Consider the following 26,272-nt stretch of genomic DNA (forward strand, 5'->3'; position numbering starts at 1 on the left):
ATCACTTCTTCCTTTCCAAAATCAGGTCCAGCATCCCTTCCCTGTCCTTGACCTTCTTGAGCTCCTTCTCGAGGATGATCGGCGTCCCTTCTATGTTCCGCTTCACAGTGAGCTGCCTGACGAAAATCACAGAGTCCTTCTCGACAACGCTGGAGATGTTCGCTACAATCTTCGCCTTGGTCGAGAGATCCGATTGTCTCCTTTCCAGACCCGTGAGCAGAATCACCTTCCTGTCCCTTGTCACGGCATCGAACGGGCATCTGATGGTCGGCACGATGCTGTACCCAAGCATGGACAGATGACCGAAGACATCCCTCTCGAACTGGTCGAGCTGATTCCACGACGTCATGATCTCATCGGCATCCGGTTTCAGGTGGAAGGGGTCCACGGCCTGGACGATAGGCTCCCCCAGGAACTCCTCGAGCCTCAAGGCGACATCTACGGTGGCGCCCATCCCGTCCTCGTACATCTGGATCGTCCGCCTGGACACGCCCGCGATCTCCGCCAGTGCTCCCAAGGAGATGCTCTTCTTCTCCCTTGCACGGCGTATGATCGTCCCGTCGAGCTTCACGTACAGGCCGCCCGGTGCGGAGAACATGAACGGTGGCACGCCCTCGACGAAGATGTCCGTGAAGGTTCCAAGAGAAAGGATCGGGATCCCGAACCGGGAGTATATCGCCCCGTCCTCCAGTTTTCCAGCCCCGCTCTTCCCCGCCAGTATGAGAGGCGTCCCCTCGAGGCAAGATGCAATCATCTTCAGCTCCTGCGAGCGCTTCCTGCCCAGCGAATCGATGTTCAGAAGCACTTTCGTGACCAGCAGCGTGTCGTCCCGCCTGGCGACGAAATCGAAACTAATCCTCCTTGTGTCCAGTCTCTGGGACAGATAGAATCCAGTCTTCGCTAGGATTTCCCGAGATGTATCGATTATCTGCTGGCGGTTCACAATTTCAATAACGTGGACTCTTCTATATAAAGATAATCAGCTGCCTGGGGTCGGTCTTCTTCTCTTTGGACCCTGCCAGTTCACGCGACATCGGCCGTGGCGTTCCGGGAAGGTTTATAGAGGACTGACACTATCGAGACCAGGATGAGCGCCGTTCTCAAGGACGGGGAGATAGAAATCCTTGACGAGTCGGAGGCCAGCCAGATATATAGCAAAGGTTATTTCGGCAAGCCCCAGTCCGGAGGTTCCCTAAGGATGGACCTGATCGAGGGGCTCTACCTGGTTGAGAGTGGAAGGCTAGAGGTGGAGATGGACGGGAAGAACGTGAACGCCAACACCCTCATCCGCCTCGGTCACAAGAGGGAGGGGAATTTCGAAATCAGATACCTTGTTTACAGAGATATGAGGAAGAGAGGATATGTTGTCAAGTCAGGCGTTGGCCCTCTGGATTTCCGCGTCTATCCGAGAGGAGGAGGACCTCCGACTGCGGCCTCGAAATACTGGGTCATCGCGCTCTCCGAGAGAGCGGTATTCGATCTTAAGGGGTTGATCGGACTGGTGGACAGGGCCGTGGCGGCCCGGAAATCGCTACTCGCGGCGGTGGTGGACGAGGAGGGCGACCTGACATACTACAAGGTCTCCCAAGTCAGTCCGAAGGGGCGAGGGAAGAGAAGGAAAGCCAAACACCCCGCTGAAGCGATCTTCTTCGGCGACAGGGTGATGATACTGGACCCCGAGGATGCCAGGAGAATCCACGAGAGCGAGTTCTTTGGACGACTGATCGGAAGCAGGCTCCAACTCTCGCTCATCGAGACAGCGTTCCTGTTGAAGAGGGGCGACATCGGGGTCGTGAACGGCAGAACGGGGAGAAGGATCTCCGGGACCACGTTCCTCAAGGAAGCTGTGAATGTGCAGGCGGATTTCCGAATGAGGCTCAGGGTCTACGAGGACCTGAAGGGGAGGGGGATCGTCGTCAAGACGGGGTTCAAGTACGGCTCGCACTTCCGTGCATACAAGGGGGATCCGGCTACCGGCCACGCGAAGTACTTGGTCCATTCGTTCCCGGCGAGCTACAAGGGCATGTGGCCAGAGGTGAGCAGAGCCGTTAGGTTGGCTCACGGGGTCAAAAAGGACATCCTGTTCGGTCGGGTCGGAAGGGAAATCGACTACATCCGACTGTACAGGATCAGACCCTAGAGCTCGATCTCGATACCCAGCTTGTCGGTCAGCTCCTTGTATCTGTTCCTGATGGTGACTTCTGTCACGCCCGCGACGTCCGCGACCTCTCTCTGCGTCCTTCTCTCGTTGGCCAGTATCGATGATATGTAGATGGCCGCCGCCGCGACACCTGTGGGTCCCCGGCCAGACGTAAGCTCTCTGTCCGATGCGTCCTTCAGGATCTCGATCGCCTTCGACTGGACCTCACCGCTCAGTCTCAACTCGCTGCAGAACCTCGAGACGTAGTCCTGAGGCTTGGTCGGCAAGAGCTTCAGCTTGAGCTGACGCGTCATGAAGCGGTATGTCCTTCCGATCTCCTTCCTTCCCACTCTCGATGACCCAGCGATCTCGTCGAGCGTCCTAGGGACGTTGCACTGCCGGCACGCCGCGTACAGAGAGGCCGCCACCACGCCCTCAATGCTCCTCCCGCGAATCAGGTTCTTATGCACAGCCTTCCTGTATATCATCGCGGCGGTCTCCCGCACGTTTCTGGGGAGTCCCATCCCGCTTGCCATGCGGTCGAGCTCGCTCAGGGCGAACGCGAGGTTCCTCTCCGTGGCGTTTGAGACCCGTATCCTCCTCTGCCACTTCCTCAGCCTGTACAGCTGAGCTCTGTTCCTGGTTGGTATGCTCTTACCATACGAGTCCTTGTTCTTCCACCCGATGGTGGTTGAGAGTCCCTTGTCGTGCATCGTGTACGTCATGGGAGCGCCTGTCCGGGCGCGCTTCTCGCCTTGTTCGACGTCAAATGCCCGCCACTCAGGTCCTTGGTCTATCATCTGATCGTCAAGAACAAGACCGCATTCCTCACAGACGAGCTCTCCCTTCTTGTAGTCCCTTGTGATATGAGAGCTCCCACACTCTGGACACCTTGTGACTTCAACCGTTGTCTCGACTTTCTTCTTTTTCTTTGGCATGTCACGCCCCCATTATTCTAGGTGCAGTTCCTTACCAATCACTCCCAATAGTCTCCGTTTTCCCGATGTCGGTTTCACGGTAACGTAGGGGCGGGAGACTGGGCCGAACACCCTTTCGACCCGACCGATCTGCTGTCCATCACCGGTGAATACCTTATCTCCCAGGCTCGGAGCGGCTTCGGCACGTGTTACCAGCGTTCCTCGATATGAGACGTCCACCACAATTCCCAAACGTTTCATCTACTCTCCAACGTGAGAAACCTGACTGGTCTCGTTGCAATACCCAGTACTGTATTTAAGGCTTTCGCAAATCTTTATTGGTAGAAGACGGACTGCGGACCTGTAAGCTCTCTCGACCCAAGACAATCCTTTTAATATGGTTTGATGATTGAGCGGGCGATGGTCGAAAGACTGGTTCAGCACAAGCACTGCAGGCAATGCGGGCTGGCAACTCCCGCGAAGGACGTCTTCTGTTCGGAGGACTGCGAGAGCGATCACAAGAGGATGTTGAGGAAGAAGAAGAACCAGCTCCTCTTGCTGTATGTGAGCAGCATCGTCGTACTCATACTCATTCTCCTCCTGAGCTGGGGGTTGCCCTTCTGAAGGTCTGCCTGGGCGGGACCTTCGACAGGATTCACAAGGGACACAAGGCTCTGCTCGCGGAGGCGTTCGAGATCGGCGACGAGGTTGTCATAGGCCTCACCTCGGACGAGATGGCGCGGTCTGAGAAGAGCTCCTCGGTGTCCCCATACGATGCAAGAAAGGCAGCGCTCAACAACTACCTCGCGGCCAGCGGACACTCCAACTTCGAGATCGTGAGCATCGATGACAGGTTCGGACCGGCGAAGACAGAGCCGATCGACGCGATAGTGGTCTCGAAGGAGACGAAGGGGACCGCAGAGGAGCTCAATGCGGAGAGGATGAAGTCTGGACTCAGCCCCCTGAAGATCGTCGAGATAGGCATGGTCCTTGCCGACGACTGCGCTCCCGTGTCCTCGAGCAGGATAAGGCTCGGAGAGATGGACGAGGGCGGCAAGATGGTTCGGCCGCTAATCGTCAACGTCGGGTCGAAGAACAGGACGAAGATATGGGCGGTCAGGGATGTCTTCCTGAAGCTCTTCGGCAAGGTGGAGGTTCATGGTGTTCCCGTGTCCTCCGATGTACCCAAGCAGCCCGTTGACGAGGAGGCTATCCGGGGCGCCGTGAACCGCGCCCAGGCAAGCCTCGGGGATGCGGATTTCGGCGTCGGGATAGAATCGGGAGTCGTCTGGAACGAGGAGGCGGGTTCGCATCTCTGCGTCCAGTTCTGCGCGGTCGTGGACAAGCTTGGAGAGGTAACATTGGGGCACAGTGCGGGATTCACGCTGCCTGCCGAAGTTGCGGAGAAGATTCGGGCGGGAAGCGATCTCGCGGAGGCCCTGTCGGGTGTGGAAGGTGTCCGAACGGAGGAGAGCAAAGGTGCTGTTGGGTTCCTGTCCGGTAATCTCATTTCCCGATCGAGTCTCACTGAGTCCGCAGTTCTGATGGCGATGATCCCGCGAATCCGCAGAGACCTCTACTTCCCAGTCTGAGCGATCCTCGGAATCTCCGACTTCTATTCTCTCTGCCCTTCGCGAGGGAGCGTTCTCCTTCCGAGGCAAACATGCGGGCGGGAGTTACTGCCCTGCTCAAGCACTCCGACGGACTACTGAAGGAATCGACGCAGCAGAGCATAGGATTCCTATGGCTCGCGTATAGGATTCGTATAGGATCCCTATGGAAACTGTATAGGATTCATATGGGATTTGTATGGAATTTGTATGCAATCGGTATGAGTATCTCCTGAGCATCCCCTGAGCATCCTATGGTCATCTCCTGCGAAAGGTATAGAAGAGCTATGGGAAGAGTATGGGGAGAATATGGAAGTGGAGAGGAAGAACTTGACCGTTCAGGGCAGTCCTTCGCAAACCTTTATACTCTTTCCATCGATTGCGGAGCGGGGGTTATATTGAGCGTCAAAGTGGCGATCAATGGCTATGGGACGATAGGTAAGAGGATAGCCGACGCGGTAGCTTCGCAGGATGATATGGAAGTGATCGGTGTAACGAAGACCAGACCGACCTACGAGGCGAAGATGGCAATCTTGCGGGGATACCCGTTCTACGCAGCATCCGAGGAATCTGTAGGACGCTTCAAGGACAAGGGAATTGAGGTCCAGGGGACCCTTGACGACCTGCTCGAACAGGCTGACATAGTCGTGGACGGGACCCCCAAGAACATGGGATACAAGGAGACCTACGAGAAGGCGGGCGTGAAGGCCATATGGCAGGGAGGCGAGAAGCACGAGTTGACCGGGCTTTCGTTCAACGCCCAGGCGAACTACGACGAGGCGCTCGGCGCCGACTACGTCAGAGTCGTTTCATGCAACACGACCGGACTCATAAGGACGCTGTACCCCCTTCACAAGGAGTTCGGAGTGGAGTATGTCATGGCCGTGATGATCAGGCGGGGAGCAGATCCCTGGGATACGAAGAGGGGCCCCATAAATGCGGTGGAGCCCGTGCTCAAGGTTCCGTCACACCACGGTCCCGATGTGCAGACGGTCATGCCCTACCTGAACATCCAGACGACCGCGGTGAAGGTCCCGACGACCATAATGCATCTCCATTCCCTCATGGTCAGGCTGAAGCGGGAGGTCAGCAGAGATGATGTCCTCAAAGTGTGGGAGAACTCCCCGAGGATCCTCTTCGTTGAGGGGGAGGAGGGAATCAAATCCACGGCCCAGATCATGGAGATGGCCAAGGACATGTGCAGGAACAGGGCGGACCTGTACGAGATAGCCGTGTGGCGGGACGGCACCCATGTGGTGGGCGATTCGCTCTACTACTACCAGGCGATCCATCAGGAGTCCGATGTCGTGCCCGAGAACGTGGACGCGATCAGGGCCATGATGGAAATCGAGAAGGACAACATGAAGAGCATGAAGAAGACGGACCTCGCATTGGGCATAGAGTGCTAGATTCGATGAGCCAGATGGTGAGGTTCAAAACCTTACATTGTCAGAAACTTGACAGAAGCCCCGCAGGGAAGCGCCGCGAAAATGGGGGTAGCGAGAACGGAGCGCCACCGATTTTGAGGGTAGAGGCGAAGCCGAGCACCGCGAGTTTCGAGGTCAGTTGGAGCGCCGTACGGCTTCGAGGATTTCCGAGATACGATCTGCGATATCATCCTCTACACCAGACTGCAAGAGTGAATACATCGCTTCTCGTATCTTTCCGTCAAGCCCATAGTACTTGACGTTGCCCAGCGAAGCATGCGGCTGAAGAGCTAGATATGTTTCATGGTCACTCTCAAGAACCCAGAAGACAAGGAGTTCCACGGCGTCTGGATGTCCTGCGCCTACGAGGACGTTGAACGCCCTCTTCGCAATCTGGCGCGAAGGCATCGACTTCCCGATTTCCCTGATCTTCTCCATCCATCGAGACACCACATTCTTCTCAATGGTTCTCCCTCTGTAACCAAGAATACGGAGGAATTCAAGAGCGCCCTCGATTTCCTTCTCGGATTTGGAGTCCAACGTTTTCCTCACCAGTTCCGGGATTTCCTCGTGCTCGAATATGATGTACGTGTGCACCATGGACTCGAGGTCCATCAACGCCTCAAGACGAAGCGACGGATTCTCGCTCTTGAGCATCTTCACAATCAAAGAGGCTTCTGAATCCGGGATTTGCTTCCTTGGAGGCTCTCTCTGTGCCGGCGTTATTTCTGGCCTTTCTCCATGGAGCAATCCCTTCATTCTCAGACGCATGATTACACCAGCGCTATCAAGGTAGTCTGTCTTATCACCGATACGTATGGGGAACCGGAACTTGTCATCGCAGTGTGGCACGGTGCCCTCCGGTACTTCGAGAACAAGGAACTCCTTGTTTCCCCATGAAATCCGCTTGCTGTTGATAGCAACAGGTGGGCGGCAGTTCCCTGCCTGCTGAGAGATTCTGCTAGGGTCTCTCTCATCTATCTGGCATCCAATAGGATTCTTCTCATCGGTAAAACCGAAGACAATGTGACCTCCTTCGTGATTGGCCAAGGCGGCTATGTCCGTCGACAATCCCCTAATCACCTCATCCGAAATCTCCCTCTTGAGTTCCACGTGAGAACTCTCGGCATCACGAACTAGCTCCTCAAGATCATCCAGCGTCTTAACCATGTCATGTCCCTCCACATAGAACTTCCATCTACCCAAAGAAATCGGATAGCTCCCTTTCTATCCTTTTCCAAACAGGAATACTACAGTCAATTGTCACGTGCACGGTGTTCTCACGGACTTCATAAGTCCCTGATAGAAGACCAGTTGGATGAGAGAAATTCCCCCTCCGAGCGTTGCCAGACAGTGACCATCCATTCTCTTCGGCTCGCTGGTTCACGATTCTGAATAGGTCTTCTGGAGTGTATTTCAAGTCAATATCGTATGTTCTTCTCGCCATTGTCAGAGATATGGCATTGGTTCCTTATCTATGTGTCCCACGACGTGCGACGACGACTATCCAGCGTGTCCGTTGTACCGGACCAGGAGGCTGTAATCTGGAAAGGGAATCTCCCCGTAGGTGAACGGCTGGAATCGTCCACTGCCTTCAATGATCCCCTCTCCTACGTTGAGGGCGTCGATGGTTGGCTGATACACTCTGGACCATCGGGGCCTGCGAGCTGCGGGCAGGTAGGTGAAATACTGGAGCTTCTCGACCAGTCGGTTGTCAATGTCGCTGATGTTGTGGGTCGTTACACAGACGGAGATTGAGCGCCTTCCGATAGTTTTCTTATTTGACTCCGAGCTCTATCATCTTCTTGACCAGAAGTCTCTGAACATCTTCATCTTGGAGTATCGTTGAGAGCTTTCCATCCAGGCTCTCCATTTCGTCCTGCAGTGCTGCCGCAGTCTGAATATCGAGTATGGCCCCACACCCAGTGCAGAACCTACCTGTAGCTTTGGACAAGGCTCAACACGAACTCAGGGAGGACCTCCAACCCATACCTCTCACAAACGAGCATAGAAGAATACTTCCCCTGAAGAAGGGATCATCGTACTGCGTAGCTGTATCACAAAGTCGTCTTACGGTCGCTAGGGATGAGGAATGAATACAGCATTTGGTGTCATATGGAAATGCGTACAGGTTTCTGATCTTGGGAATGATTGTGCAGATGGTGGCGGAGTCTGCTACCCAGGAGAGGTTTCCCACTTCGAGCTTTCCGGAAGGTCCTCAGGGTCCCGCTTCATCTGGCCCTTTCCTTCTATTCACAATCAGCAGTGCAAGCATCACCACGACAATCCCAACTGGAAGACCTACTGCGATCCACATCCAATCTTGAGAACCCTCCTTCGGCAGAGGACCTCTTTCGAGCACTATCTCTCCAATATCAATCGTCGGTGTGCCTTCCGATACAGAGAATATCATTGTCTCATGGCCCACATATCCCTCTCTGGATACAAGCACCGTGTAGCTGCCGAAAGGAACATCGAAAAACTCAAAAACACCATTTGGATCGGCGGTCTCAGCATCCACTATGTTGCCAGTGCCCACATCCTTCAGTTGGACGACTGCGCCTTCCAACGGATTCCCTTCCTTGTCCTGAACCGTCCCTGCTATCGTGCCTGTTGTCGTTAGTTCGGCTTCCGTCGTCCAGGTCCATGCATAAGGAGTAGTTGCCAATGGATTGCCGTTCACATCGTCGGCTCCTGACACAGTGAATGTGTATGTGATGGAGAATGCAAAGTCATCGCGCGTCCCTGTTATCTTGGTGTCTCCAGCATTCCATGTCCACGTCCAACCTCCGACATATGGGTCGATTGTGAAGTCGAAGCTTGTAGTATCCATCGCCTCGCTGAACCTAACAACGACATCTTGGGTGATTTGCACATTTGAATCGGAGCTTGCTGGTGTCGTGGAAAGAATCGATGGTGGCGTGACATCGCCCGACGGAGCAGCAACAGCAATTGTATGCAAGACATCTGCTAACGTGTTAGCAGCTCTATTCAAAGATGCACCCGCACTGTCTTTGAACGCAGGATCTAACCAGTCATAACTACTGTCCATCCAAGTGCAGCTTTTGATATCGGCACCATCCCCGAATGTTGTACTATAGGCAACATCAAGTGCGGCATCGTAAGCATCTATCGAAAAAAGAGCCCCATCGAAAGCAAGATAGGGATCGAACATGCTCGACATATAGCTCGTCGTCCGATCTCTAACGTAGTTCTCATAATCGCTATGGTGCGTCTCCGCACCCCAATCAGTGCTCGAGCCCATAACGTGCCCGAAAACAGCTAGGTCGACTATGTAGTGGCTCATAACACCTGCGTATTTGGCTGCCAGGGCATCGTTCCCACTATTGAGATGGTCGATGACATCCTCGTATGCTTGCTGGGCTCTTGTTGCAGAAATACCATCCTGCAGATTACCGGACGAATAGTAGTAGACATGGTGGTTGAAAGAGTCACCGATGCCGTCGGGCGCTCCACCGTTGTCCGGTAGCTCAGTACCGTAGAGATAGTCTTGGAGGTTGCTAAGGATGTATTGCTTCTCATTGCTCGGAAGCCAGTCCAAAGCATGCTCAGCTATCCAGTCGTGTGTGCCGTAATCAGGATTCGAGGGGTCGGCGCTGTATCCGCCATTGGACCACGCGACGGTTTGTGATGCTGCGAGCAATATTGGGAGCATGCCTGCAAGCATGATTGCTGTTATGATGTAGACCTTAGTCCTCCTGAGATTCTCCTCCATTCCGCCGTTTCCCCCGAATGGCTGAGTGTTGAATCCGTTGCGCCGATAAAAGTGTTTCCCAGAAGGCATTTCAGAATCACTTCTCGGGAGCCATTTCAGAGGGAACAGTTTGCCATCGTAACGTCGCTGTTCATATCGAAGGAAATCACTTCTCGTCTGAAGGTAGGCTCTTGGAGGCTTTCTCGTGGATTCTGAGCCACTTTCACTTTGGGATGAGCGGAAGCTGTCAAAAGAGAACCACTGCCAGAGAGCAGTCTGTCTGCCTCTGTGTGCATTTCCTGACTCTCCTTCGCTAGAGTGCATTGGGACGGTCCTCTCAAACCGTTTCCCATCCCGAGAGGGATATGCAAATAGGATGATATGATTATTTTCTGAGCATATGTGATGGAAAGTGTCTAATAGCAGGTATGATATAAAGCTCAGCAAAGCATATAGTCTGATAATCCATGCTTAGCATATCTTGGTATCAGACAAGTCTGCTTTCGGGGATGATGAAGTGGAAAAGAAGATTCTGGAGGCAATTCGCAATAGTCCAAGGGGAACCTATATCGAAGAGCTGGCGAGGGAACTCAAGTTGAATAGAGCGACTATCAAGGATCGGGTAATCAGATTGGAAGCTCAGGGAAAGATAGAGGCCGAGAAGAAAGGAGCTACCAAGATGCTCTACTACAAAGAGGACGGGAACTGAGTTCCAGTGGAAATGACGGGGACGGTGTCTTAGTTGGCCGGCGAAGTGATTTTGGGCGATGCCCTGGAAGGCATGGAGAGACTGGACAAAGAGACCTTCGACTGCGTCTATGCAGATCCAGACTACAATGTGGGAGTGAACTACAATGGCAAGAGGTACAAGAGATCTTTTGAGGAATACATCGAATGGTGCTCTGAGTGGTCAAGGGAAGCCCACAGGCTACTCAAACCCACCGGTAATTTCTTTGTGGTGAACTACCCAAGGAACAATGCCTATCTTTGGGCAAGCACTCTGGACGAATTGTACCACGATGTGCAGGAATATGTGTGGGTCTATAACACCAATGTGGGGCATTCACCGAAGAGATTCACTACAGCTCATAGGTCAGTTCTCCACTGTCGAAAGACCAATGACAACAACTGGTTCAAGGATCAAGTGGCTCAACCGTACAAGAATCCCACGGACAAACGCATAAGAAGGAACATCGCCAACGGATCTAAGGGAAGAATGCCGTATTCTTGGCTCTATTACAACCTCGTGAAGAATGTCTCAAGGGAAAAGACAAATCACGTATGTCAAATCCCACAGAAGCTTTCGGAACTGCTATTCAAGGCCTCCATGAAAAAGGGTGACAAGGTCCTGGTGATGTTCGGGGGCTCGGGTAGTGAAGTCTTGGTGGCAACTCGTCTTGGGCTGGAATACACGACCTTCGAAATAGACCCCAAGTATCACAAGCTCATTCTCAAGCGAATCAAGAGAGTAGAGACGGCGGTCAGAGAGGGAGAGTTGAAGCCCCTAACATATTATACTGAACCGCTCTCACAAACTCAATAGAATTGAAGTCCAGAGAGTTCTTGAACCTATACTCATGAAGCCTTACATAGCTCTGCTTCTTCGACTTAACCATGTTAGCGTAGATGTATCTGAGGCTGAACTTCGGTGGGATGACTTTCTCCCTCTGGAACTTCTCGAAATACTTCATCGCTGTGAATAGCTGTCTGATCTCGAAGTTCGTCCTTGTCCCTCTCTTCACTTCTATTGGAGCGATAACGTCTTTGCCCTCCACAAATCCATCGATCTCCAATTGAAGTTGGTCTGGGTAGAAATCGTACTTGCCTATCTTGAAGTGAAATGAGAACTTCGAGCGTCTGGAATTGTGGATACGCAAGTCAGCGTCTCTCCGTCCGCATAGGAAATCGTGGAGTATCCTCTCGTTGTAGAGTGTCGAGAATGCCGAAGCCTCACTCGCTCCAATCTCGTCCAACATGCTACCCCTCAACTTCCAGGGTTTGACTTCGTCCACATCCTCCAAGTAGTGATAACCGGTACCGCTGACGAAGGCATGGTTTCCCCTTCCGAGATGGATGATAAAATAGCCCTCATCTTTCAAGGCTTCGGGCAACCTCTCATAGGTGTCAAACTTCGTCGCATCGAACTGATTGACAAAGGCATACTTGACACAAATCTCCCTCACTTGGGGCGTGTTGAAATTGATGACATCGAGTCTTTCATCTTCGGGTTTCAGTCTTGTGAATAGCTCCGTAATGATTCGCCGTTTCTTACCCTCTTTCTTTGCCATCTTTTCAGACAAAGAGGCAGTGGACTATTAACCTTTGGTGAGTGAGTCAATGTCCGACAGCTGCCATCCAGTATTCCGAGGAATATCCTAACTAACGGGAAGGGACCCCGTCCGACTTCTGTCAGCCAGCATTTCGAAGGAGTGTATCACTTAACGGCACGGAATCTCTGAACCGAAACCAGCAAGTATGTCTAGTAGGTTAGGAAGGTCGATTCCTGCGAAAGGAAGGAGTGTAGACCATGCCTCGGAATCACCTGGAGCAACTGGTTCATGAATGGTATGAGTACAATGGATACTCTGTGCGGAGTAACGTCAAAGTGGGCCCACGTCCCCATGGCGGGTACGAAGGCGAATTGGACATTGTTGCTTTCAACCCAGAGTCAGGAGAGATTGTCCACGTTTGAATCTTCTAACGACGCTCTTTCTTGGATCAAGAGAGAGATGCGGTATGAGAGAAAGTTCAGCCTTGGAAAGAGATTCATTCCTGGACTATTTCCAAAGAGCCAGTCAAGACTAGATCAGATAGCTCTCCTCGTCTATGCAAGCAAGGATGCCCAAGGAAAGGAGTTGGGTGGAGGGTATGCACCATCGGTGGTTTTCTGGATGAGATATGTGCCAAACTCCTTGTGAAGCCCCCCCGAAGTGAGGCAGTTCCTGAGAACTACCCGTTGTTGAGGACCATTCAGTTTGTGTTGCACTTCACAGAGTTGGGAAGATCTAATCCTGATCGAAGCCTGAAAAATGAGAACCAAGTCGAAAAGCCCCGTTTCGAACCCATTTGGGCCCGAATCCCCGTGAGCCCGTACCTCTCTTGCTGGCTGAAAATCAATTCGCGGTTTCTTCAATCTTGCTATCTGATCCTACGGACTTCTTCTCGACAACATCCCTTACCCTCTCCCCAAGGGATGCCTTCGCGTTGGCTACTGCGGGCGAAAGGATTATAGAACCCGAGCCATATGTGAAGCTCCAGAGGGGAGGAATGTGAAAGTGTCCTGGAGGGCTCAATCATGGTGAAGTGCAAGAAGTGCAACAGAGAGATTCCGGTCGCGTCGAACTTCTGTCCACGCTGCGGGTCCAAGCTCGGATTGGAGGCGAGGATCAAGAAGTGGAACCCGACGCAGAGGAAGGCGACGAACCTTGCGAAGACGCTCCAAGGACTGCGCCTGCAGAGGAAGGGAATCAAGAACGAGGCGGATGTCGAGAAGCAGATCATCTCGCTCCTTGCCGATGAGAGGGGCTTCCGGCACCGGTGGGGAGAGAGATCCGACGTCAAGCCCGTGTACGCCCTGGGATTCAAGCACGGTCCGGACGCTGAGGTCAGGGGGATAGCCCTCGAGGTGAAGTACGCCACGGGCTCGAGACACATCCAGCAGGCGATCGGACAGGGGTTCCTGTACCACACCCAATATCCCTACGTCATGCTGTTCCTAGTCGATGGGACGAAGTCGAAGAAGATCAAGAAGAGCCTGGATTCCAAGGACGCCCAGCGGTTCGTGAGGAAGCTCAAGGAGATGGGGCTGTATCTGATCGTGAAGTGAGGGAGATGAAGAAGAAGGTTCTACTGGCGGCCAGCATCACCGTGGCACTCATCGCCGGTGGTGCTGGGGCATACTACGTGAGCGAGCTACTCGCAGACGAGACCTCGACAATCATCTTCGAGTATGACGGAACGGTAGGTGGATCTGGAACGTTTCTGGGCGAGTTTCAGGCATACAGGGATATGGAGATATCCTGGAATTCGACGCCGCACATAGAGGTCCGAGTCCGATGGGTCTCAGATGGTGAGACAGTCTGGTGGGGAAGCGGAAGAGACAACACGGATCCCCGTGCAGCCAACAATACCATTCAGATAAACCACGCGGATGAAGGACGCCTTCTCGAGGTCTGGACGCGTCAATATGGTCTTGAAGAGGGAGAACGGTTTAGCGTGCATCTCGTAGTCCGGGCCATCGGATGAGCTGGAAGTGATTATAAGATTCCCCAAGGCTGAATGTCAACTGCTCAGAACCTCGCTCAGCAGCTTGTTGCTAGAGGCGAGTGTCAGTTTTGTGTTGCACGTTGCCGGAGAGAAGGCGAACTCGACCTCCGTGATCGTGTAGTCCCCTGAGAGGCCATACTGGGCGTTGTCGAGACTCACGAACTCGCCCACGGTGAATATGCCCCGGGGGATTCCGGATCGCCACAGCCACGGCGAAAACGGGCCCTCGGTGCAACGCCACGTATGTCTGGGCCCGCCTGAGCAGGACGTCCCTGTTCGTTGTCGGGAGCGAACACTGGCGACCTCTGCGACAACTGCAACAAGAAGGTCGTGGAGCTCTGCGAGATGCTGAGGGGGGGAATTTTCTGCCGTTCCGAGAAGCGAATATGGGTCATCGCCAACGAAGTGATGCTGGACGCTGTCCCCGTGGTCCGAGAGAAGGTTGCTGAGGGTGCGGATTTCAAGCTCGTAATCGACCAGACCTTCAAGGCTCCTCCGTCGTTCGAGCCCTCCTTACCTGAGCTTTGGCGGCAGGTGCCAAGAATCCCCGTTGCCACGGCGGTTACGGAGAAGGAAGGGATGGTCTGCTTCCTCGATCGCGAGCTAATGGTGGATTACACCGTCGCGTTCACGTCTGATGAGCCACCGTTCTTGAAGCGGTGCGAGAACCTCGTTGACAACCTTTGGAAAGAAGGCGTCCCGCTTCAATGATAGTACTCTCGAAACCGCTCGGCTAGAGGTCACGGGCGAACATGAATCCTTCATTCATAGGAGTGATGTTCCCCTGCAGAAGCGGGGAATAGTAAGGCATTATTAGGCAGATACGCAGATAGCCCAAGAGGTGCAGTCCATGAACGAAGAGAAATCCACGGAGGAAGAGGGCCACAGGAAGTTCGCGGTTGACGCTTTCAACCTGGTCTGGGATCTTCTCGACAAGGAAGAGAGAACGGAGGGAGAGGATGACAAGATGGTTCATGCAGTTCATACGTCTCGCTTCCACTGGGGCGAGATAGGAACGCCTCTGGAGTTCGAGAGAGGCGAGTGGCAGATCTCCCGGGTCTACTCGGTTCTGAACAAGCCAGAGTCAGCACTTCACCACGCAAAGAAGTGCTTGAGCATCTGCAAGGAGAGCGACATCGGAGACTTCGACATCGCCTTCGCGTATGAAGCCACGGCGAGAGCCAACGCCGTTGCGGGTGAGCAGGCCGAGGCTGAGAAGTACATCAAGTTGGGGAAGGAGGCTGGAGAGCAGATCGCCGAGAAGGGCAACAAGGACTACTTCTTCAGCGAACTGAAGACGATCCCTGGCTATCAGGAATGACGCTCGTCAGGGAATCATCGGCAAGGGCCGCACTACCTGGGCAACTCGAATAGCTGTATCCAGTTGCCATCAGGATCCTCGATGTATGCCCAGTTTGCGTCTGGCTCCTCGGCCACGTCCGAGACAGGCTCATGACCCTTCTTCTTGAGGTACTTGAGCGCCTTGTCCAGATTTCGGACTTCGAAGGTGAGATAGTCCAGCTCGTCCCCCTTCTTGAACGGCCCAGCCACCGGACTTCTGTCCGAATACCAATTGAGCGTCAGGACATGCCCGGTGCTTTCGCTCTGCAGGCCAGCGGTCTCGCCCTTGGTGAACGGAATCTCCGAGCGGCCCAAGAACTTCATACCCAGGACCTCCGTGTAGAAACGGATCGAACGGTCGAGGTCCTGAACGCGAATTCCCGTGAACGAGAACATGAACTTCATGGCCGACCGAATGGCTATGGATGATTAAGTCCTAACGATGGAACGGGAACCTTGTCCCGCCTCGCGATTGGCGATAATCGTCATTCCCATGCTTCAATCGGCCGTCTTTCTCAAATAACCTTTTAATAAGGTCACGGATTCACACACGGGGGTAGGACATGGAAGAAGTTGTACTGGCAAGTGCAGTTCGGACAGCCGTCGGTAAGTTCGGCGGGACGCTGAAGGATATCAATGCGCCTCAACTTGGCGGGTATGCAATCGCAGAGTCCATCAAGCGGGCAGGAATCGAGGGCAAGGACATCCAGGAAGTGATAATGGGCAACGTGGTCTCCGCGGGTCTCGGTCAGAATCCAGCAAGGAGGGCTATGATATTTGCGGGCCTTCCGTACGAGATTGGCGCCTTCACGATCAACAAGGTCTGCGGCTCGGGACTCAAGGCGGTGATGATCGCGGCGGACGCGATCAAGTCGGGGAGCTATGGCATCATCGTGGCCGGCGGAATGGAGAACATGAATCAATGCCCGTATCTGCTGACAAAAGCGAGGTACGGTTATCGCCTTTTCCACGGAGAGCTCGTCGACGCGATGGTCCACGACGGACTCTGGGACATCCACAACGACTTCCACATGGGATTGACAGGCGAGATAGTGGCCGAGAGGTTCAACATCACGCGCGAAGAAATGGACACGCTCGCATATGAGAGTCACTTGAAGGCCGCCAAAGCAACCGAGGAGGGCAGATTCAAGGACGAGATTCTCCCGCTTGAGATTCCACAGAGGAAGGGGGACCCGATCACATTCGATAAGGACGAGGGCGTTCGTCCCAATACAACACGTGAGAGGCTCGCCAAGCTCAAGCCAGCGTTCAAGAAAGATGGGATGATTACGGCAGGAAACGCATCACAGATCAGCGACGGCGCATCAGCCCTTGTCGTCATGGCGAAGAGCGAGGCTGAGAAGAGAGGCGTCGAGCCTCTCGCGAAAGTTGTCGCATACAACACGAGCGGCGTGGAACCAAAGCATGTCATGTCCGCACCGATTCCCTCTGTGAAGGCACTGCTCAAGGACAATGGCTTCATAATTGATGACATCGACATCTTCGAGCACAATGAGGCATTCGCGTCCGCGAGCGTGGCCGTGAGGAGGGAGATAGGAGTTCCTGACGAGAAGTTCAATGTCAATGGCGGTGCCGTCGCTCTCGGACATCCGATCGGGTGCAGTGGTGCGCGGGTCCTCACGACACTTCTCTACGCGATGAAGGACAGAAATGCGGGAAGGGGACTGGCCACCCTGTGCCTCGGAGGCGGGAACGCGGTCAGCATGATTGTGGAGATGTGATCATGGAAATCAAGCGGATTGGCGTCCTCGGTGCCGGCACCATGGGGAACGGAATCGCCCAAGTAGCCGCGCAGAGCGGCCACGAGGTTGTCATGCGGGACATCGAGCAGAGGTTCATCGACGGCGGGATGGAGAGCATCAGGAAGAACCTCTCTAGGGGTGTGAAGAAGGGCAGAATCACCGAAGAGCAGATGGAGACAACTCTGTCCAGAATCAAGCCGACGTTGGATATGGGGGACCTGAGCGGGTCAGACCTGGTCATCGAGGCGGTCATCGAAGACGCGGAACTGAAGAAGAGCGCGTTCAGGGAGATTGACGAACTCTGTGGGGATCATGTCATCATCGCAACGAACACCTCGAGCATATCAATCACTGATCTCGCATCGGCGATGGAGAGGCCTGAGAAGTTCATCGGAATGCACTTCATGAACCCTGTGCCTCTTATGAAGCTCGTGGAGGTCATAAGGGGGCTCCAGACAAGCGATGAGACAACGAGTGTGATATTGGACCTTGCGGAGAAGATGGGAAAGACGCCCGTGGAAGTGAACGACTACCCAGGTTTCATCTCGAACAGGCTGCTCATGCCGATGATAAACGAGGCCGCCTTCTGTTTGATGGAGGGAGTGGCGACGAGGGAGAGCATAGACACAGTGATGAAGCTGGGCATGAATCACCCAATGGGGCCGCTCGAACTCGCTGATTTGATCGGCTTGGATGTGTGTCTCTTCATCATGGAAGTCCTGTACAACGACTTCAACGACTCGAAGTACAGGCCCTGCCCGCTCCTGAAGAAGATGGTGAGGGCTGGATATCTGGGCAGAAAAACGAAGAGAGGCTTCTACGATTACTGATCCGGTATGCGGTCCTCTTCGGCGTCGATATCATCCGGCTCTGAGATTTCTGGCGGCGGCTCTGGCGGCGGCTCCACATAGGCAAAGTCCGCAGCGCCAGGCCACGTCTGGGCTCTCCTCTTTCTCCACCAGAGGAGCATGACGAGGACCACGACGAGAATCACAATCAGGAGGATCATCCACCATAGGTCGAAGAGGGTCAGAGTGTGCGTCAAGGTCACGTTCAGCTCTCTTACCTGATTGGGCTCCAGATCCACCGTTCTCGTCGCACCGTTGAGTCCTTCCTTCGAGAACCTGACGGTGTAGCTTCCCGCAGGTATGTCCTCGAAGATGTACGAGCCATTGGAGGACGTATGGACACTCATATCCAATGCCTGGATAGTGATGACTACGTCACGGAGGTCGACCCCGTTCTCGTCCCTCACCGTTCCGCGTATGGTGCCCGAACCGACATCGGTTGTGAAGCTCCAGCTGTGGTCGCTCGTCATATGATTGCTGGACCGGTCCATAGCGGACTGCGTTATGGTGACAGTGTAGTTCGCCCCGTAGCGAAGGTCGGAGTCGGGAATGAACGTCACCTCCTCGCCATTCCAGACGAAGATGCCGTCCCCCTCCTGCCATACCGTTGTCCCGTCGGTGAAGTGGAAGGCGCTCTGCACGGAGCTCTCGTCCATAAGCTCGCTGAACCCGATGACTATGTTCTCCGTCACTGGAACGCTGGACCCTGTGGGAGACTCGTCCACCACGGTCGGAGGAATGTTGTCAGGAATAATCTCCGTTGTGAAGCTCAGGCTGTAGTCATCGCCCCCGACGCCGTTACGGTCACCGTCGAGCGAGATTCCAGAGGCGTCGGTTGCCACCGATGCATCGAGCGTGACAGTGTACGTTCTTCCGTAGTAGAGGCTCATCGTGGGTTTGAACGTGAACTTGTCCTTTCCCATGTTCCACGTGACGTTGCCATCGGACTTGTCCCACGTTGTGGTGGAGTCCGTGTAGCTGAACGAATTGTTGACGGAATCCATATCCATGTTCTCGTTGAACCTCATCTCGATTTCCGTATTGATATCCACATCGGTCTGCCCAGATTGCGGGATGTTCCCGATGACCTGTGGCGGGTCGTCGTCCACGGGCTCCGTCGTGAAGTTCCAGATGAAGTCCACGCCGCCCGAGAGATACGAGCCACAGTTGTCTTTGGCCACCGTACCGTTGATCGTGACGTTGTAGTCCGTGCTCGTGTTGAAGTTATCGAACGGATTGAAAATCATCGTGTCGGAGATGTGATTGGTTGAATTCCACACGATTTCACCGTGGGACCTGTTCCAGATGTCGATTCCGTCCGTGTAGGAGAACGCGGTGGCGACCGAACTCTTGTCCATCGGTCTGTCGAATGTCACGATGATGTTGGAGGAGACAGAGACAAACGGCTCCCCGTCTGAGGGGCGCGTGTGGTTGACGACAGGTGGTGGCCCTAGCTCGGTCGTGAAGTTCCACAGGAAATCTGGCCCGCTATTCCCGTCGTTGTCCCCGTCGAGGTACTGCCCAGTCTCGTCCTTCGCGGTCGAGGAAAGTAGCGTCACGTTGTACTGCGTGCAGCAGGCATACGGCTCATCAGGCGTGAAGACGAACGAGACGTTCGTGGGCCAGGTGAAACTCCCGTGCATCGAGTCTCTCTTGATTTTCCCATCCTTGTAGCTCAGCGACTCCTCAACCGATGTCGTATTCATCAGTTTGCTGAACGTGACGTCAATGGCGGTGCCCACCGGTATGCCGCCGCCTTCCGGGCTCCAGGCAGTGACAATCGGCGGCTCGGACGGACCCATCGCGATGAACGTCTCAGTGTGCGACGAGTCCATTGGGACGAATCTTGGATTATTTAAGAAATCCTTCCCGGGATAGTATATCTCGACCCTCGTCCGATTGTCAAACGCGCCCGCGTTGGTGTACATCCTGTCCGTCACAACTATCCACCTGGCGTCACCAGAGGAATTGGTTTGCGGGTCCACCCCGCCAAAATGGGAAGAGGAGTATGCTGTCTGGTTCGGACCCACAAACGGAATGTCCGTGACGTTTATGTCGGCACCTTGGATCGGACTCATGGTCTCGTTCAGGACGAGTATGTCCAGGAAGTTCTTGACGGTCAGATCCGAAGTAGCATCAGCAACAGTGACGCTCCCGCCAAAGGGGGTGTTCAGCGTCGAGACGTGCGAGCTGTTGTCCAAAAGGAAATCGTTGGCCGCGCCAGTGAGAGTGCTGTTCTCCAGGACCGCAACGGAGTTGCTCGTCACAACAGAGTGTGAGGTGGAAGAGCTCACCGTTAGCTGACTGATGAGCGGGTCAGACTGGCTCACCATAAGTCCGATTCCCGTTCCGTAGATTGTGGTGCCCGTGAGCAAGACCGGCTGAGTGGTGCCGTTGATGAAAACGCCCACCGTCGAGTCAGATATGTTGCTCGAGATTATCGCCGAGTTGGAGCTGGTATCGTTGAACTGTATCCCCTCCCAGGGACCCACGCCCCACCCGCTGTGGTTGAACAAAGCGTCTACCGCAGCAAGTTGCCCCTCGACGTAGAGGGCGAAGCTATCGTTGAAACGGACATTGGTTCCCGATTGTATCGTCAGGGAGCCAGTGACGTTGAGATTACCGGCGGCTATGTACGGACTCCCCGTCGAGTCCCAGATCTGAGGCCCTGAGATCTCACCCTTGACGTATGTCTGCGCCTCCGCCGTCTGAGCGATAAGCACGAACGACGTCAGAAGTAGCGTTACCGTAGCGCCCACACCAAACAGGCCGAATCTAGTGTTTCCCATCCTCTTCACCTGGCCCTCTGGTCCATGCATTAGGGCGGTTCCTAATAATCTTTTTGCAGAATCCCGCCCGGAGACCCTGACCAGAAGTATTTTTATCTCCTACGCTGATAAGTCATGATTTCTCCACGGTGAAAAGATGTTACGGAAGGTGAAGAGACAGCACACGAGGGAAGAGGTCCTCTCCCTAATGGAAGGTCTCGTCGGGAGATGGTTCGAGAGCAAGTTCGATGCAATCACCGAGCCACAAGCCTACGCCGTGCCTCTGATCCATGAGAAGCGGAACGTCCTGGTCTCTTCGCCCACCGGATCGGGAAAGACCCTGACCGCCTTCCTCTCCATAATCTGCGAGCTCTACAGGAGGCAGCTGGCGGGCGAGCTTGAGGACAAGATCTACTGCGTGTACATCTCCCCGCTGAAGGCTCTCGCGAACGACATCAACAGGAATCTCACCGAGCCTCTCAGAGAGATGAGGGAGATTGCGGAAGAAGAGGGACTGGACGTCCCGGAGATACGCGTTGCGGTGAGGTCGGGGGACACCTCCCCGTACGAGAGACAGAAGATGGCGAAAAGGCCGCCGCACATCTTCATCACGACGCCGGAGTCCATCGCGCTCGTGCTCTCAACCCCGAAGTTCAGCAAGAAGTTCAAGGACGTCCAGTACGTGATCGTGGACGAGATACACGAGGTGTGCTCCTCCAAGCGAGGCGTTCATCTGTCGCTATCCCTAGAGAGGCTGAGAGAGCAGATCGAGCACGATTTCGTCAGGATAGGCCTCTCCGCCACGATAGCGCCGATGAACGAGGTGGCGAAGTTCCTGGCGGGCTACGAGAACGGGCGTCTCAGGGACGTGAACGTGGTCGAGGTGGAAAGCAGGAAGAAGCTGGACTTCAGCGTGATGTGCCCCGTGAAGGACATGATGACGCTCCCCTTCGAGATCGTGAACGCGAGGATGTACGACACCCTGAAGGAGCTCGTGGACGATCACAGGACGACTCTCATCTTCACGAACACGAGGAGCGGCACGGAGCAAGTCTCCTTCAAGCTCATGGAGAGGGGAGTGCAGGACCTGGCGGCCCACCACGGGAGCCTGAGCAAGGTCACGAGGCTGGACGTCGAGGAGAGACTCAAGAACGGCGAACTGAAGGCGGCGGTCTCGTCCACCTCGCTCGAACTCGGCATAGACATCGGCTACATCGACCTCGTCTGTCAGATAGGCTCTCCGAAGTCCATTGCCAAGGGTCTTCAGAGGACAGGTCGGGCAGGCCACGCGGTGGGAGACGTGAGCGTGGGCAAGATGATAGTCTTCGACCTAGACGACCTCGTCGAGTGTGCAACGATCGCGAAGAGCGCCTACGACAACAAGATAGACAGGGTCCACATTCCCGTGAACTCCCTGGACGTTCTTGCTCAGAGTCTCGTGGGAATGAGCCTGGAGAAGCGGTGGGATGTGAACGAGGCCTTCGAACTCGTGCGAAGGTCCTACTCCTATCACAAGCTGAAGAAGAGGGACTTCCTCAACACGCTCAAGTACCTGGCAGAGAAGGACACCACCGCCAGGGTCTACGGAAAGATATGGTTGGACGACGGAACGTTCGGGCGGAAGAGGAAGTCCAGGCTGATTTACTTCACGAACGTCGGGACGATTCCGGAGGAGGGGAACTACAAGGTCTTCAACATCCACGGCTCGCCTCTGGGGGACCTGTCCGAGAAGTTCGTCGAGTACCTGAAGGAAGGGGACGTCTTCGTCCTTGGCGGGCGCACGTACAAGTTCAGGAGGAGCAGGGGGATGCGAATATACGTCGAGGACGCCTCGGGAAGACGACCCACCGTCCCCTCCTGGGCGGGTGAGATGCTCCCCAGAAGCTTCGACCTATCGATGCAAGTGGGGAAGTTCAGGCACGACGTGCTCGAGAAGCTGGAGGAGGGTGAAGAGGAGACGAAGGAGTGGCTGATCGAGAACTACAGGGTCGACGACGGAGGAGCTCGGAGCATAATCAGCTACCTACAAGAGCAGAGTGCGCTGACACCTCACGTTCCCACCGATGAGGAACTGCTCATCGAGGGTTTCATCGACCCGAAGGGAAACAGGAACATCATCTTCCACTTCTGCTTCGGAAGGCGAGTGAATGACGCGCTCTCCCGCGCTTACGCGTTCGCGCTGTCGAACAAGCTGAAGTGCAACATCCGCGTGGCCGTGACGGACGACAACTTCATGCTGACCGTCCCGAAGAGGGCGCCCCTGAAGGGAATCGAGAAGCTCGTCACGAGCGGGAACGTGGAGGACATCCTCAGGCGGGCCCTCAGGAACACGGAGCTGTTCAAGCACAGGTTCAGGCACTGCGCTACGCGGAGCCTCCTCGTGCTGAGGAGATACAAGGGCAAGGAGGTGTCGATAGGCCGGCAGCAGCTCAGGTCCACGAGGGTCATGGACGCCTTCCACGACATGAAGGACTTCCCGGTGATCCAGGAGACCTACAGGGAGATACTGAACGATCACATGGACCTTCCTCATGCGACGGAGGTGCTCGAGAAGATCGAGAGCGGCGAGATGAAGATCAAGAGCGCGCGGTACTCCTCGACGCCCTCGCCCTTCGCACACAACGTCGTCCTCGCGGGGATATCGGACGTGGTTCTCATGGAGGACAGGAGCTCCATGCTCCGGGACCTCCACCGCCAGGTCCTGAGAAGGGTCTTTCCGCAGTCCGAGATCCAGAAGATGCAGTTCAGCGAGGAAAGGATCTCAAGCCACTTCGAGAAGAAGCTGCCCAGGATCAGCGGGAAGGAAGGCATACTGGCGCTCCTGGGAGAAGCGGGAGCGATGAACGCGCTCAAGCAGAAGGGCTGGAACATCTTCGACCATGCCGATGTTGACCACACGACGTTGCGCGGGTGGTCCGAGGAGCTCATCGATGAGGGGGAAGTGGAGTCTGTCTGGACGGCCAGGGGTTCCCTGCACAGCCTCAAGAAGGACGTGCCCGCCTATGCCGCCATCTTTGCGAAGAAGATCCGGATCGACGATGCCGGAGGAAAGATCCTTGCCGTGTTGGACAAGGGCCCCGCGACGACGAAGGAAATCGCGAAGACCACCAGAACCAAGGTCAAGGAGACCTCGGATGCGCTCGCGTTGCTCGAGAGGGCCTACGAGGTGAAGAGAAAGGGGTCGGGGGAGATATCCTGGGAGAGGCGAGAGGTGGAGCCAGATGACTATGAGGAGGCTCTCGATCGCCTCGTGAGGACCACGCTCGGGGCAGAAGGACCAACGACCCTCTCCGAGCTGGCATACGCACTGAGCATCGACGAGGGCGTCTTGAAGGAGGCGCTTCGGGACCTAGAGGAGGGGAATGCCATCGTCTCCGGGAACTTCGTCATCGGCGAGGAGTTCCAGTATATGCTTTCGTCCGACCTGCACGGGCTGGAGAGGAAGGATGAGCGGAAGACATACTCCGAGGGGAGCGTCAAGCTGCACCTCATGAAGAAGCAGCTGAGAAGCCTGAAGAGCATCGACGAGTACTTCGCCTCGTTCCTCGAGGTGGGACATCTGCTGGACGTCAGCAACCGTCTCCCGGATTTCGACATGGAGGAATGGAGTTCTCGACGCTTGAGCGGGGACATCCTTCACGGGAGGTTCCTGAGCGGGCGTGTCAGATTCGTCAGGCGGAAGGATGCCCCCCTCTTCATCTCCGCCTATCGCAGCGAGAGCCTCACCAAGCTGGACAAGGAGATACTGGGGTACATCAAGTCCAACGATGGCGTAGACATCTTCAGAATCTCGAAGCGGCTCAAGCTCGATCGGGACAGGGCGAGGAGCAGCGTGGAAAGGCTCGACAGGAACATGCACATCGTCCGCAAGTACCAACCGCGGGAGGGATGGACGAAGCTGAACCTCTACATAGCGATGGACAAAACGAAGGCGGTGAAGGGAGCGAGACGGACGATCGTGGAGAGGTCCCTTCGAGGATACGGTCCTGTTTCCCTCTCGGGGATCAGATGGTACACTTCGTTCCCTGTCGAGGAGATCAGAGAGATCCTTCTCAACCTCCGAGAGGAAGGAATCGCGGAGGAGATTGCAGTTGGGGAGATGGGCGAGAGGGACATGTGGATACTGTCCAGCGAACTGCCCGAACTGGAAAAGGCCAGAGGGACGACCGAGGACGGCGTGAGGATAGTCTCTCTCTACGACCCCTGGGTGCAGCCTCTGTGGGCGCAACTCTCCAGCATGTACGGGGACAGCTGGTACTACCCTGTTCTGAGGGATGGCGAACTTATCGGCACCGTTGAGATATGGGAACTCGGCGGCTGCGTCGAGATCAGGAACATCCAGCTGACCGACAAGGAGCATCTGGCCGAGCTTCTGAGGGCGATAGACGACCTCATGCGGTACTTCGAGAAGAAGGGATACGACCTCGTCAGGATCACAGGGGCGTTCGGCAAGAGCATACTGGATATCGAAGAGCTGGACCTTTTGCTGGAGAACGGGTACCACAAGGTCCAGGACTTCATGGCGAAGGGAGGTTTCGTGCCCGTGTCCTTCAGCGATGAGGACATCATGAGCTACGTGCTCTGGAAGCAGAGGATTCCGCCCGAGAGGGCCTTCGATAGCGTCCTTGAGGCGATCCAGGAGTTCGGCGGGCTGAGATCGGACTACGCCGCCCGCCTGCGGGTCAAGGAGGCACAGCCGTTGCAGAGATTGTACCAGACCGGAGCCATCCTCAGCGCACGCCTGATACCGGACTACAGCATGTACTGCACGCCCAAGGAGCTCTCGGTCTACAAGAAGGCCAGGAGTCAGAGGATCGACCAGTACGCGAAAATGCTTCTCAACGTCGTCCGGCACGAGGAACCGGTCAAGAGAAAGAAGCTCTTCGCGAGGTCTCCCCTTGGATACGGGAACACACTGGACTCGCTGAGGATGCTGAACAGGGGCCTGCACACGGCTTACACGCATCACCGCCGACTTGTCACGGTGAAGTCTTCCAGGCTCACGGTCAAGAAGGCAAGGAAGAGGGTCATCGAAAGGATCCTCAGGAACTTCGGCATCTTCAGCGCGGAAGGCTTCGCCCTGTTCATCAAGAACGAACTCAAGATGGGCGAGATAAGGAGGGTCCTCAGGGAACTCGAGGACGAAGGCGTCCTAGTCAAGGGCTTCTTCAGGGAAGGCAGTGACAAGCTATATTGGCTGGTCAAAGAAGACCTGGAGAAGGTGGGAGCCACATCCGTGAACCGGAAGTTCGTTCTCACGCCGATGGACCTGCTCTTCCACTACCTGAGACATCGAATCGGGGCGGAGTTCAGATTGGGATGGTGCTTCGTCATATTCGACGGCCCCAAGATGGTCGGTGCGTTCAAGGCAAAGAAGAAGGGCGCCTACCTCATCCTCCGGATCGATCCCGACTACGAGCCACCCGAAGTGGAGAGCCGCGAGTTGTTCGGCTTCGGGCTTCAGCAGAGGCGAAACA

The 26,272-nt window shown here is 55.1% G+C and carries 24 protein-coding genes; 14 read left to right on the forward strand and 10 right to left on the reverse strand.

Annotation, left to right across the window (positions count from 1 at the left end):
• Window position 1: 1 nt before the first annotated feature.
• Window positions 2–943, reverse strand: coding sequence for a transcriptional regulator (locus LN415_00480; GenBank protein MCJ2555576.1), 942 nt, complete (start codon window positions 941–943; stop codon window positions 2–4).
• A gap of 144 nt (window positions 944–1,087) precedes the next feature.
• On the opposite strand from LN415_00480, the gene endA reads away from it, so the two are divergent.
• Window positions 1,088–2,140 carry a tRNA-intron lyase gene (endA, locus tag LN415_00485; protein MCJ2555577.1) on the forward strand — a complete coding sequence of 351 codons (1,053 nt, stop codon included), beginning with the start codon at window positions 1,088–1,090 and terminating at the stop codon, window positions 2,138–2,140.
• Here endA and LN415_00490 read toward each other — a convergent pair.
• The gene (locus LN415_00490; protein MCJ2555578.1) at window positions 2,137–3,078 is read right to left on the reverse strand and encodes a transcription initiation factor IIB; all 942 of its coding nucleotides are present in this window, start codon (window positions 3,076–3,078) and stop codon (window positions 2,137–2,139) included. The genes endA and LN415_00490 overlap by 4 nt on opposite strands.
• A gap of 12 nt (window positions 3,079–3,090) precedes the next feature.
• Window positions 3,091–3,318, reverse strand: coding sequence for a Gar1/Naf1 family protein (locus LN415_00495; GenBank protein MCJ2555579.1), 228 nt, complete (start codon window positions 3,316–3,318; stop codon window positions 3,091–3,093).
• Window positions 3,319–3,477: 159 nt separating this feature from the next.
• Between LN415_00495 and LN415_00500 the strand changes: the two genes are divergently transcribed.
• The 3 genes from LN415_00500 to LN415_00510 all read left to right on the forward strand — a co-directional run bounded on the left by LN415_00500 (window position 3,478) and on the right by LN415_00510 (window position 6,076).
• Window positions 3,478–3,681 (forward strand): DUF2116 family Zn-ribbon domain-containing protein, encoded by a 204-nt coding sequence (locus LN415_00500; protein MCJ2555580.1) that lies wholly within the window; start codon window positions 3,478–3,480, stop codon window positions 3,679–3,681.
• A gap of 8 nt (window positions 3,682–3,689) precedes the next feature.
• Window positions 3,690–4,649, forward strand: a complete 960-nt coding sequence (gene yjjX, locus LN415_00505) for an inosine/xanthosine triphosphatase (protein MCJ2555581.1) — start codon at window positions 3,690–3,692, stop codon at window positions 4,647–4,649.
• Between the two features lie 416 nt (window positions 4,650–5,065).
• Complete coding sequence (locus LN415_00510; GenBank protein MCJ2555582.1) at window positions 5,066–6,076, forward strand: type II glyceraldehyde-3-phosphate dehydrogenase; 1,011 nt, start codon at window positions 5,066–5,068, stop codon at window positions 6,074–6,076.
• 153 nt (window positions 6,077–6,229) lie between these two features.
• On the opposite strand, the gene LN415_00515 is transcribed toward LN415_00510, so the two are convergent.
• From LN415_00515 to LN415_00525, 3 genes are all read right to left on the reverse strand, one after another.
• A complete protein-coding gene (locus LN415_00515) occupies window positions 6,230–7,264 on the reverse strand; it encodes an ATP-binding protein (protein MCJ2555583.1) in 1,035 nt (344 codons plus the stop codon).
• A gap of 333 nt (window positions 7,265–7,597) precedes the next feature.
• Window positions 7,598–7,738, reverse strand: a complete 141-nt coding sequence (locus LN415_00520; protein ID MCJ2555584.1) for a hypothetical protein — start codon at window positions 7,736–7,738, stop codon at window positions 7,598–7,600.
• Window positions 7,739–8,312: 574 nt separating this feature from the next.
• A complete protein-coding gene (locus LN415_00525; protein ID MCJ2555585.1) occupies window positions 8,313–9,830 on the reverse strand; it encodes a carboxypeptidase regulatory-like domain-containing protein in 1,518 nt (505 codons plus the stop codon).
• A 496-nt stretch (window positions 9,831–10,326) separates the two neighbouring features.
• On the opposite strand from LN415_00525, the gene LN415_00530 reads away from it, so the two are divergent.
• The gene (locus LN415_00530) at window positions 10,327–10,518 is read left to right on the forward strand and encodes an HTH domain-containing protein (GenBank protein ID MCJ2555586.1); all 192 of its coding nucleotides are present in this window, start codon (window positions 10,327–10,329) and stop codon (window positions 10,516–10,518) included.
• 33 nt (window positions 10,519–10,551) lie between these two features.
• On the forward strand, window positions 10,552–11,352 hold the full coding sequence (locus LN415_00535) for a site-specific DNA-methyltransferase (GenBank protein MCJ2555587.1): 801 nt from the start codon (window positions 10,552–10,554) through the stop codon (window positions 11,350–11,352).
• On the opposite strand, the gene LN415_00540 is transcribed toward LN415_00535, so the two are convergent.
• Window positions 11,291–12,097 carry a hypothetical protein gene (locus LN415_00540; GenBank protein MCJ2555588.1) on the reverse strand — a complete coding sequence of 269 codons (807 nt, stop codon included), beginning with the start codon at window positions 12,095–12,097 and terminating at the stop codon, window positions 11,291–11,293. The genes LN415_00535 and LN415_00540 overlap by 62 nt on opposite strands.
• Window positions 12,098–12,430: 333 nt before the next feature.
• Between LN415_00540 and LN415_00545 the strand changes: the two genes are divergently transcribed.
• The 3 genes from LN415_00545 to LN415_00555 all read left to right on the forward strand — a co-directional run bounded on the left by LN415_00545 (window position 12,431) and on the right by LN415_00555 (window position 14,054).
• Complete coding sequence (locus LN415_00545; GenBank protein ID MCJ2555589.1) at window positions 12,431–12,727, forward strand: hypothetical protein; 297 nt, start codon at window positions 12,431–12,433, stop codon at window positions 12,725–12,727.
• A 377-nt stretch (window positions 12,728–13,104) separates the two neighbouring features.
• Entirely contained in the window at window positions 13,105–13,635 is a 531-nt protein-coding gene (locus LN415_00550) for a zinc ribbon domain-containing protein (protein MCJ2555590.1), read from the forward strand.
• A gap of 5 nt (window positions 13,636–13,640) precedes the next feature.
• Window positions 13,641–14,054 (forward strand): hypothetical protein, encoded by a 414-nt coding sequence (locus LN415_00555; GenBank protein ID MCJ2555591.1) that lies wholly within the window; start codon window positions 13,641–13,643, stop codon window positions 14,052–14,054.
• 36 nt (window positions 14,055–14,090) lie between these two features.
• Here the strand turns inward: LN415_00555 and LN415_00560 are convergent, their stop codons facing one another.
• The gene (locus LN415_00560) at window positions 14,091–14,246 is read right to left on the reverse strand and encodes a hypothetical protein (protein ID MCJ2555592.1); all 156 of its coding nucleotides are present in this window, start codon (window positions 14,244–14,246) and stop codon (window positions 14,091–14,093) included.
• Window positions 14,247–14,354: 108 nt separating this feature from the next.
• Here LN415_00560 and LN415_00565 point away from each other — a divergent pair, with 108 nt between their 5' ends.
• Entirely contained in the window at window positions 14,355–14,786 is a 432-nt protein-coding gene (locus LN415_00565) for a hypothetical protein (protein MCJ2555593.1), read from the forward strand.
• Between the two features lie 139 nt (window positions 14,787–14,925).
• Window positions 14,926–15,396: a hypothetical protein gene (locus LN415_00570; protein MCJ2555594.1), complete on the forward strand. Its 471-nt coding sequence runs from the start codon at window positions 14,926–14,928 to the stop codon at window positions 15,394–15,396.
• Between the two features lie 32 nt (window positions 15,397–15,428).
• On the opposite strand, the gene LN415_00575 is transcribed toward LN415_00570, so the two are convergent.
• On the reverse strand, window positions 15,429–15,821 hold the full coding sequence (locus LN415_00575) for a VOC family protein (GenBank protein ID MCJ2555595.1): 393 nt from the start codon (window positions 15,819–15,821) through the stop codon (window positions 15,429–15,431).
• 158 nt (window positions 15,822–15,979) lie between these two features.
• On the opposite strand from LN415_00575, the gene LN415_00580 reads away from it, so the two are divergent.
• Window positions 15,980–17,158, forward strand: a complete 1,179-nt coding sequence (locus LN415_00580; GenBank protein MCJ2555596.1) for an acetyl-CoA C-acetyltransferase — start codon at window positions 15,980–15,982, stop codon at window positions 17,156–17,158.
• A 2-nt stretch (window positions 17,159–17,160) separates the two neighbouring features.
• Window positions 17,161–18,009: a 3-hydroxybutyryl-CoA dehydrogenase gene (locus tag LN415_00585; protein ID MCJ2555597.1), complete on the forward strand. Its 849-nt coding sequence runs from the start codon at window positions 17,161–17,163 to the stop codon at window positions 18,007–18,009.
• On the opposite strand, the gene LN415_00590 is transcribed toward LN415_00585, so the two are convergent.
• Window positions 18,003–20,816, reverse strand: a complete 2,814-nt coding sequence (locus tag LN415_00590) for an Ig-like domain-containing protein (GenBank protein MCJ2555598.1) — start codon at window positions 20,814–20,816, stop codon at window positions 18,003–18,005. The genes LN415_00585 and LN415_00590 overlap by 7 nt on opposite strands.
• Before the next feature lie 136 nt (window positions 20,817–20,952).
• Here LN415_00590 and LN415_00595 point away from each other — a divergent pair.
• The coding region (locus LN415_00595; GenBank protein MCJ2555599.1) for an ATP-dependent helicase at window positions 20,953–26,272 on the forward strand (5,320 nt) is incomplete at its 3' end.

Source organism: Candidatus Thermoplasmatota archaeon (assembly GCA_022848865.1).
Lineage (GTDB): Archaea > Thermoplasmatota > Thermoplasmata > RBG-16-68-12 > JAGMCJ01 > JAGMCJ01.

Coding starts and splice junctions, on each gene's coding strand:
- endA (MCJ2555577.1), top strand. CDS start 1,088: ATGAGCGCCGTTCTCAAGGACGGGGAGATAGAAATCCTTGACGAGTCG.
- LN415_00490 (MCJ2555578.1), bottom strand. CDS start 3,078: ATGCCAAAGAAAAAGAAGAAAGTCGAGACAACGGTTGAAGTCACAAGG.
- LN415_00495 (MCJ2555579.1), bottom strand. CDS start 3,318: ATGAAACGTTTGGGAATTGTGGTGGACGTCTCATATCGAGGAACGCTG.
- LN415_00500 (MCJ2555580.1), top strand. CDS start 3,478: ATGGTCGAAAGACTGGTTCAGCACAAGCACTGCAGGCAATGCGGGCTG.
- LN415_00515 (MCJ2555583.1), bottom strand. CDS start 7,264: ATGGTTAAGACGCTGGATGATCTTGAGGAGCTAGTTCGTGATGCCGAG.
- LN415_00525 (MCJ2555585.1), bottom strand. CDS start 9,830: ATGGAGGAGAATCTCAGGAGGACTAAGGTCTACATCATAACAGCAATC.
- LN415_00540 (MCJ2555588.1), bottom strand. CDS start 12,097: ATGGCAAAGAAAGAGGGTAAGAAACGGCGAATCATTACGGAGCTATTC.
- LN415_00545 (MCJ2555589.1), top strand. CDS start 12,431: ATGGCGGGTACGAAGGCGAATTGGACATTGTTGCTTTCAACCCAGAGT.
- LN415_00550 (MCJ2555590.1), top strand. CDS start 13,105: ATGGTGAAGTGCAAGAAGTGCAACAGAGAGATTCCGGTCGCGTCGAAC.
- LN415_00555 (MCJ2555591.1), top strand. CDS start 13,641: ATGAAGAAGAAGGTTCTACTGGCGGCCAGCATCACCGTGGCACTCATC.
- LN415_00570 (MCJ2555594.1), top strand. CDS start 14,926: ATGAACGAAGAGAAATCCACGGAGGAAGAGGGCCACAGGAAGTTCGCG.
- LN415_00575 (MCJ2555595.1), bottom strand. CDS start 15,821: ATGAAGTTCATGTTCTCGTTCACGGGAATTCGCGTTCAGGACCTCGAC.
- LN415_00580 (MCJ2555596.1), top strand. CDS start 15,980: ATGGAAGAAGTTGTACTGGCAAGTGCAGTTCGGACAGCCGTCGGTAAG.
- LN415_00585 (MCJ2555597.1), top strand. CDS start 17,161: ATGGAAATCAAGCGGATTGGCGTCCTCGGTGCCGGCACCATGGGGAAC.
- LN415_00590 (MCJ2555598.1), bottom strand. CDS start 20,816: ATGGGAAACACTAGATTCGGCCTGTTTGGTGTGGGCGCTACGGTAACG.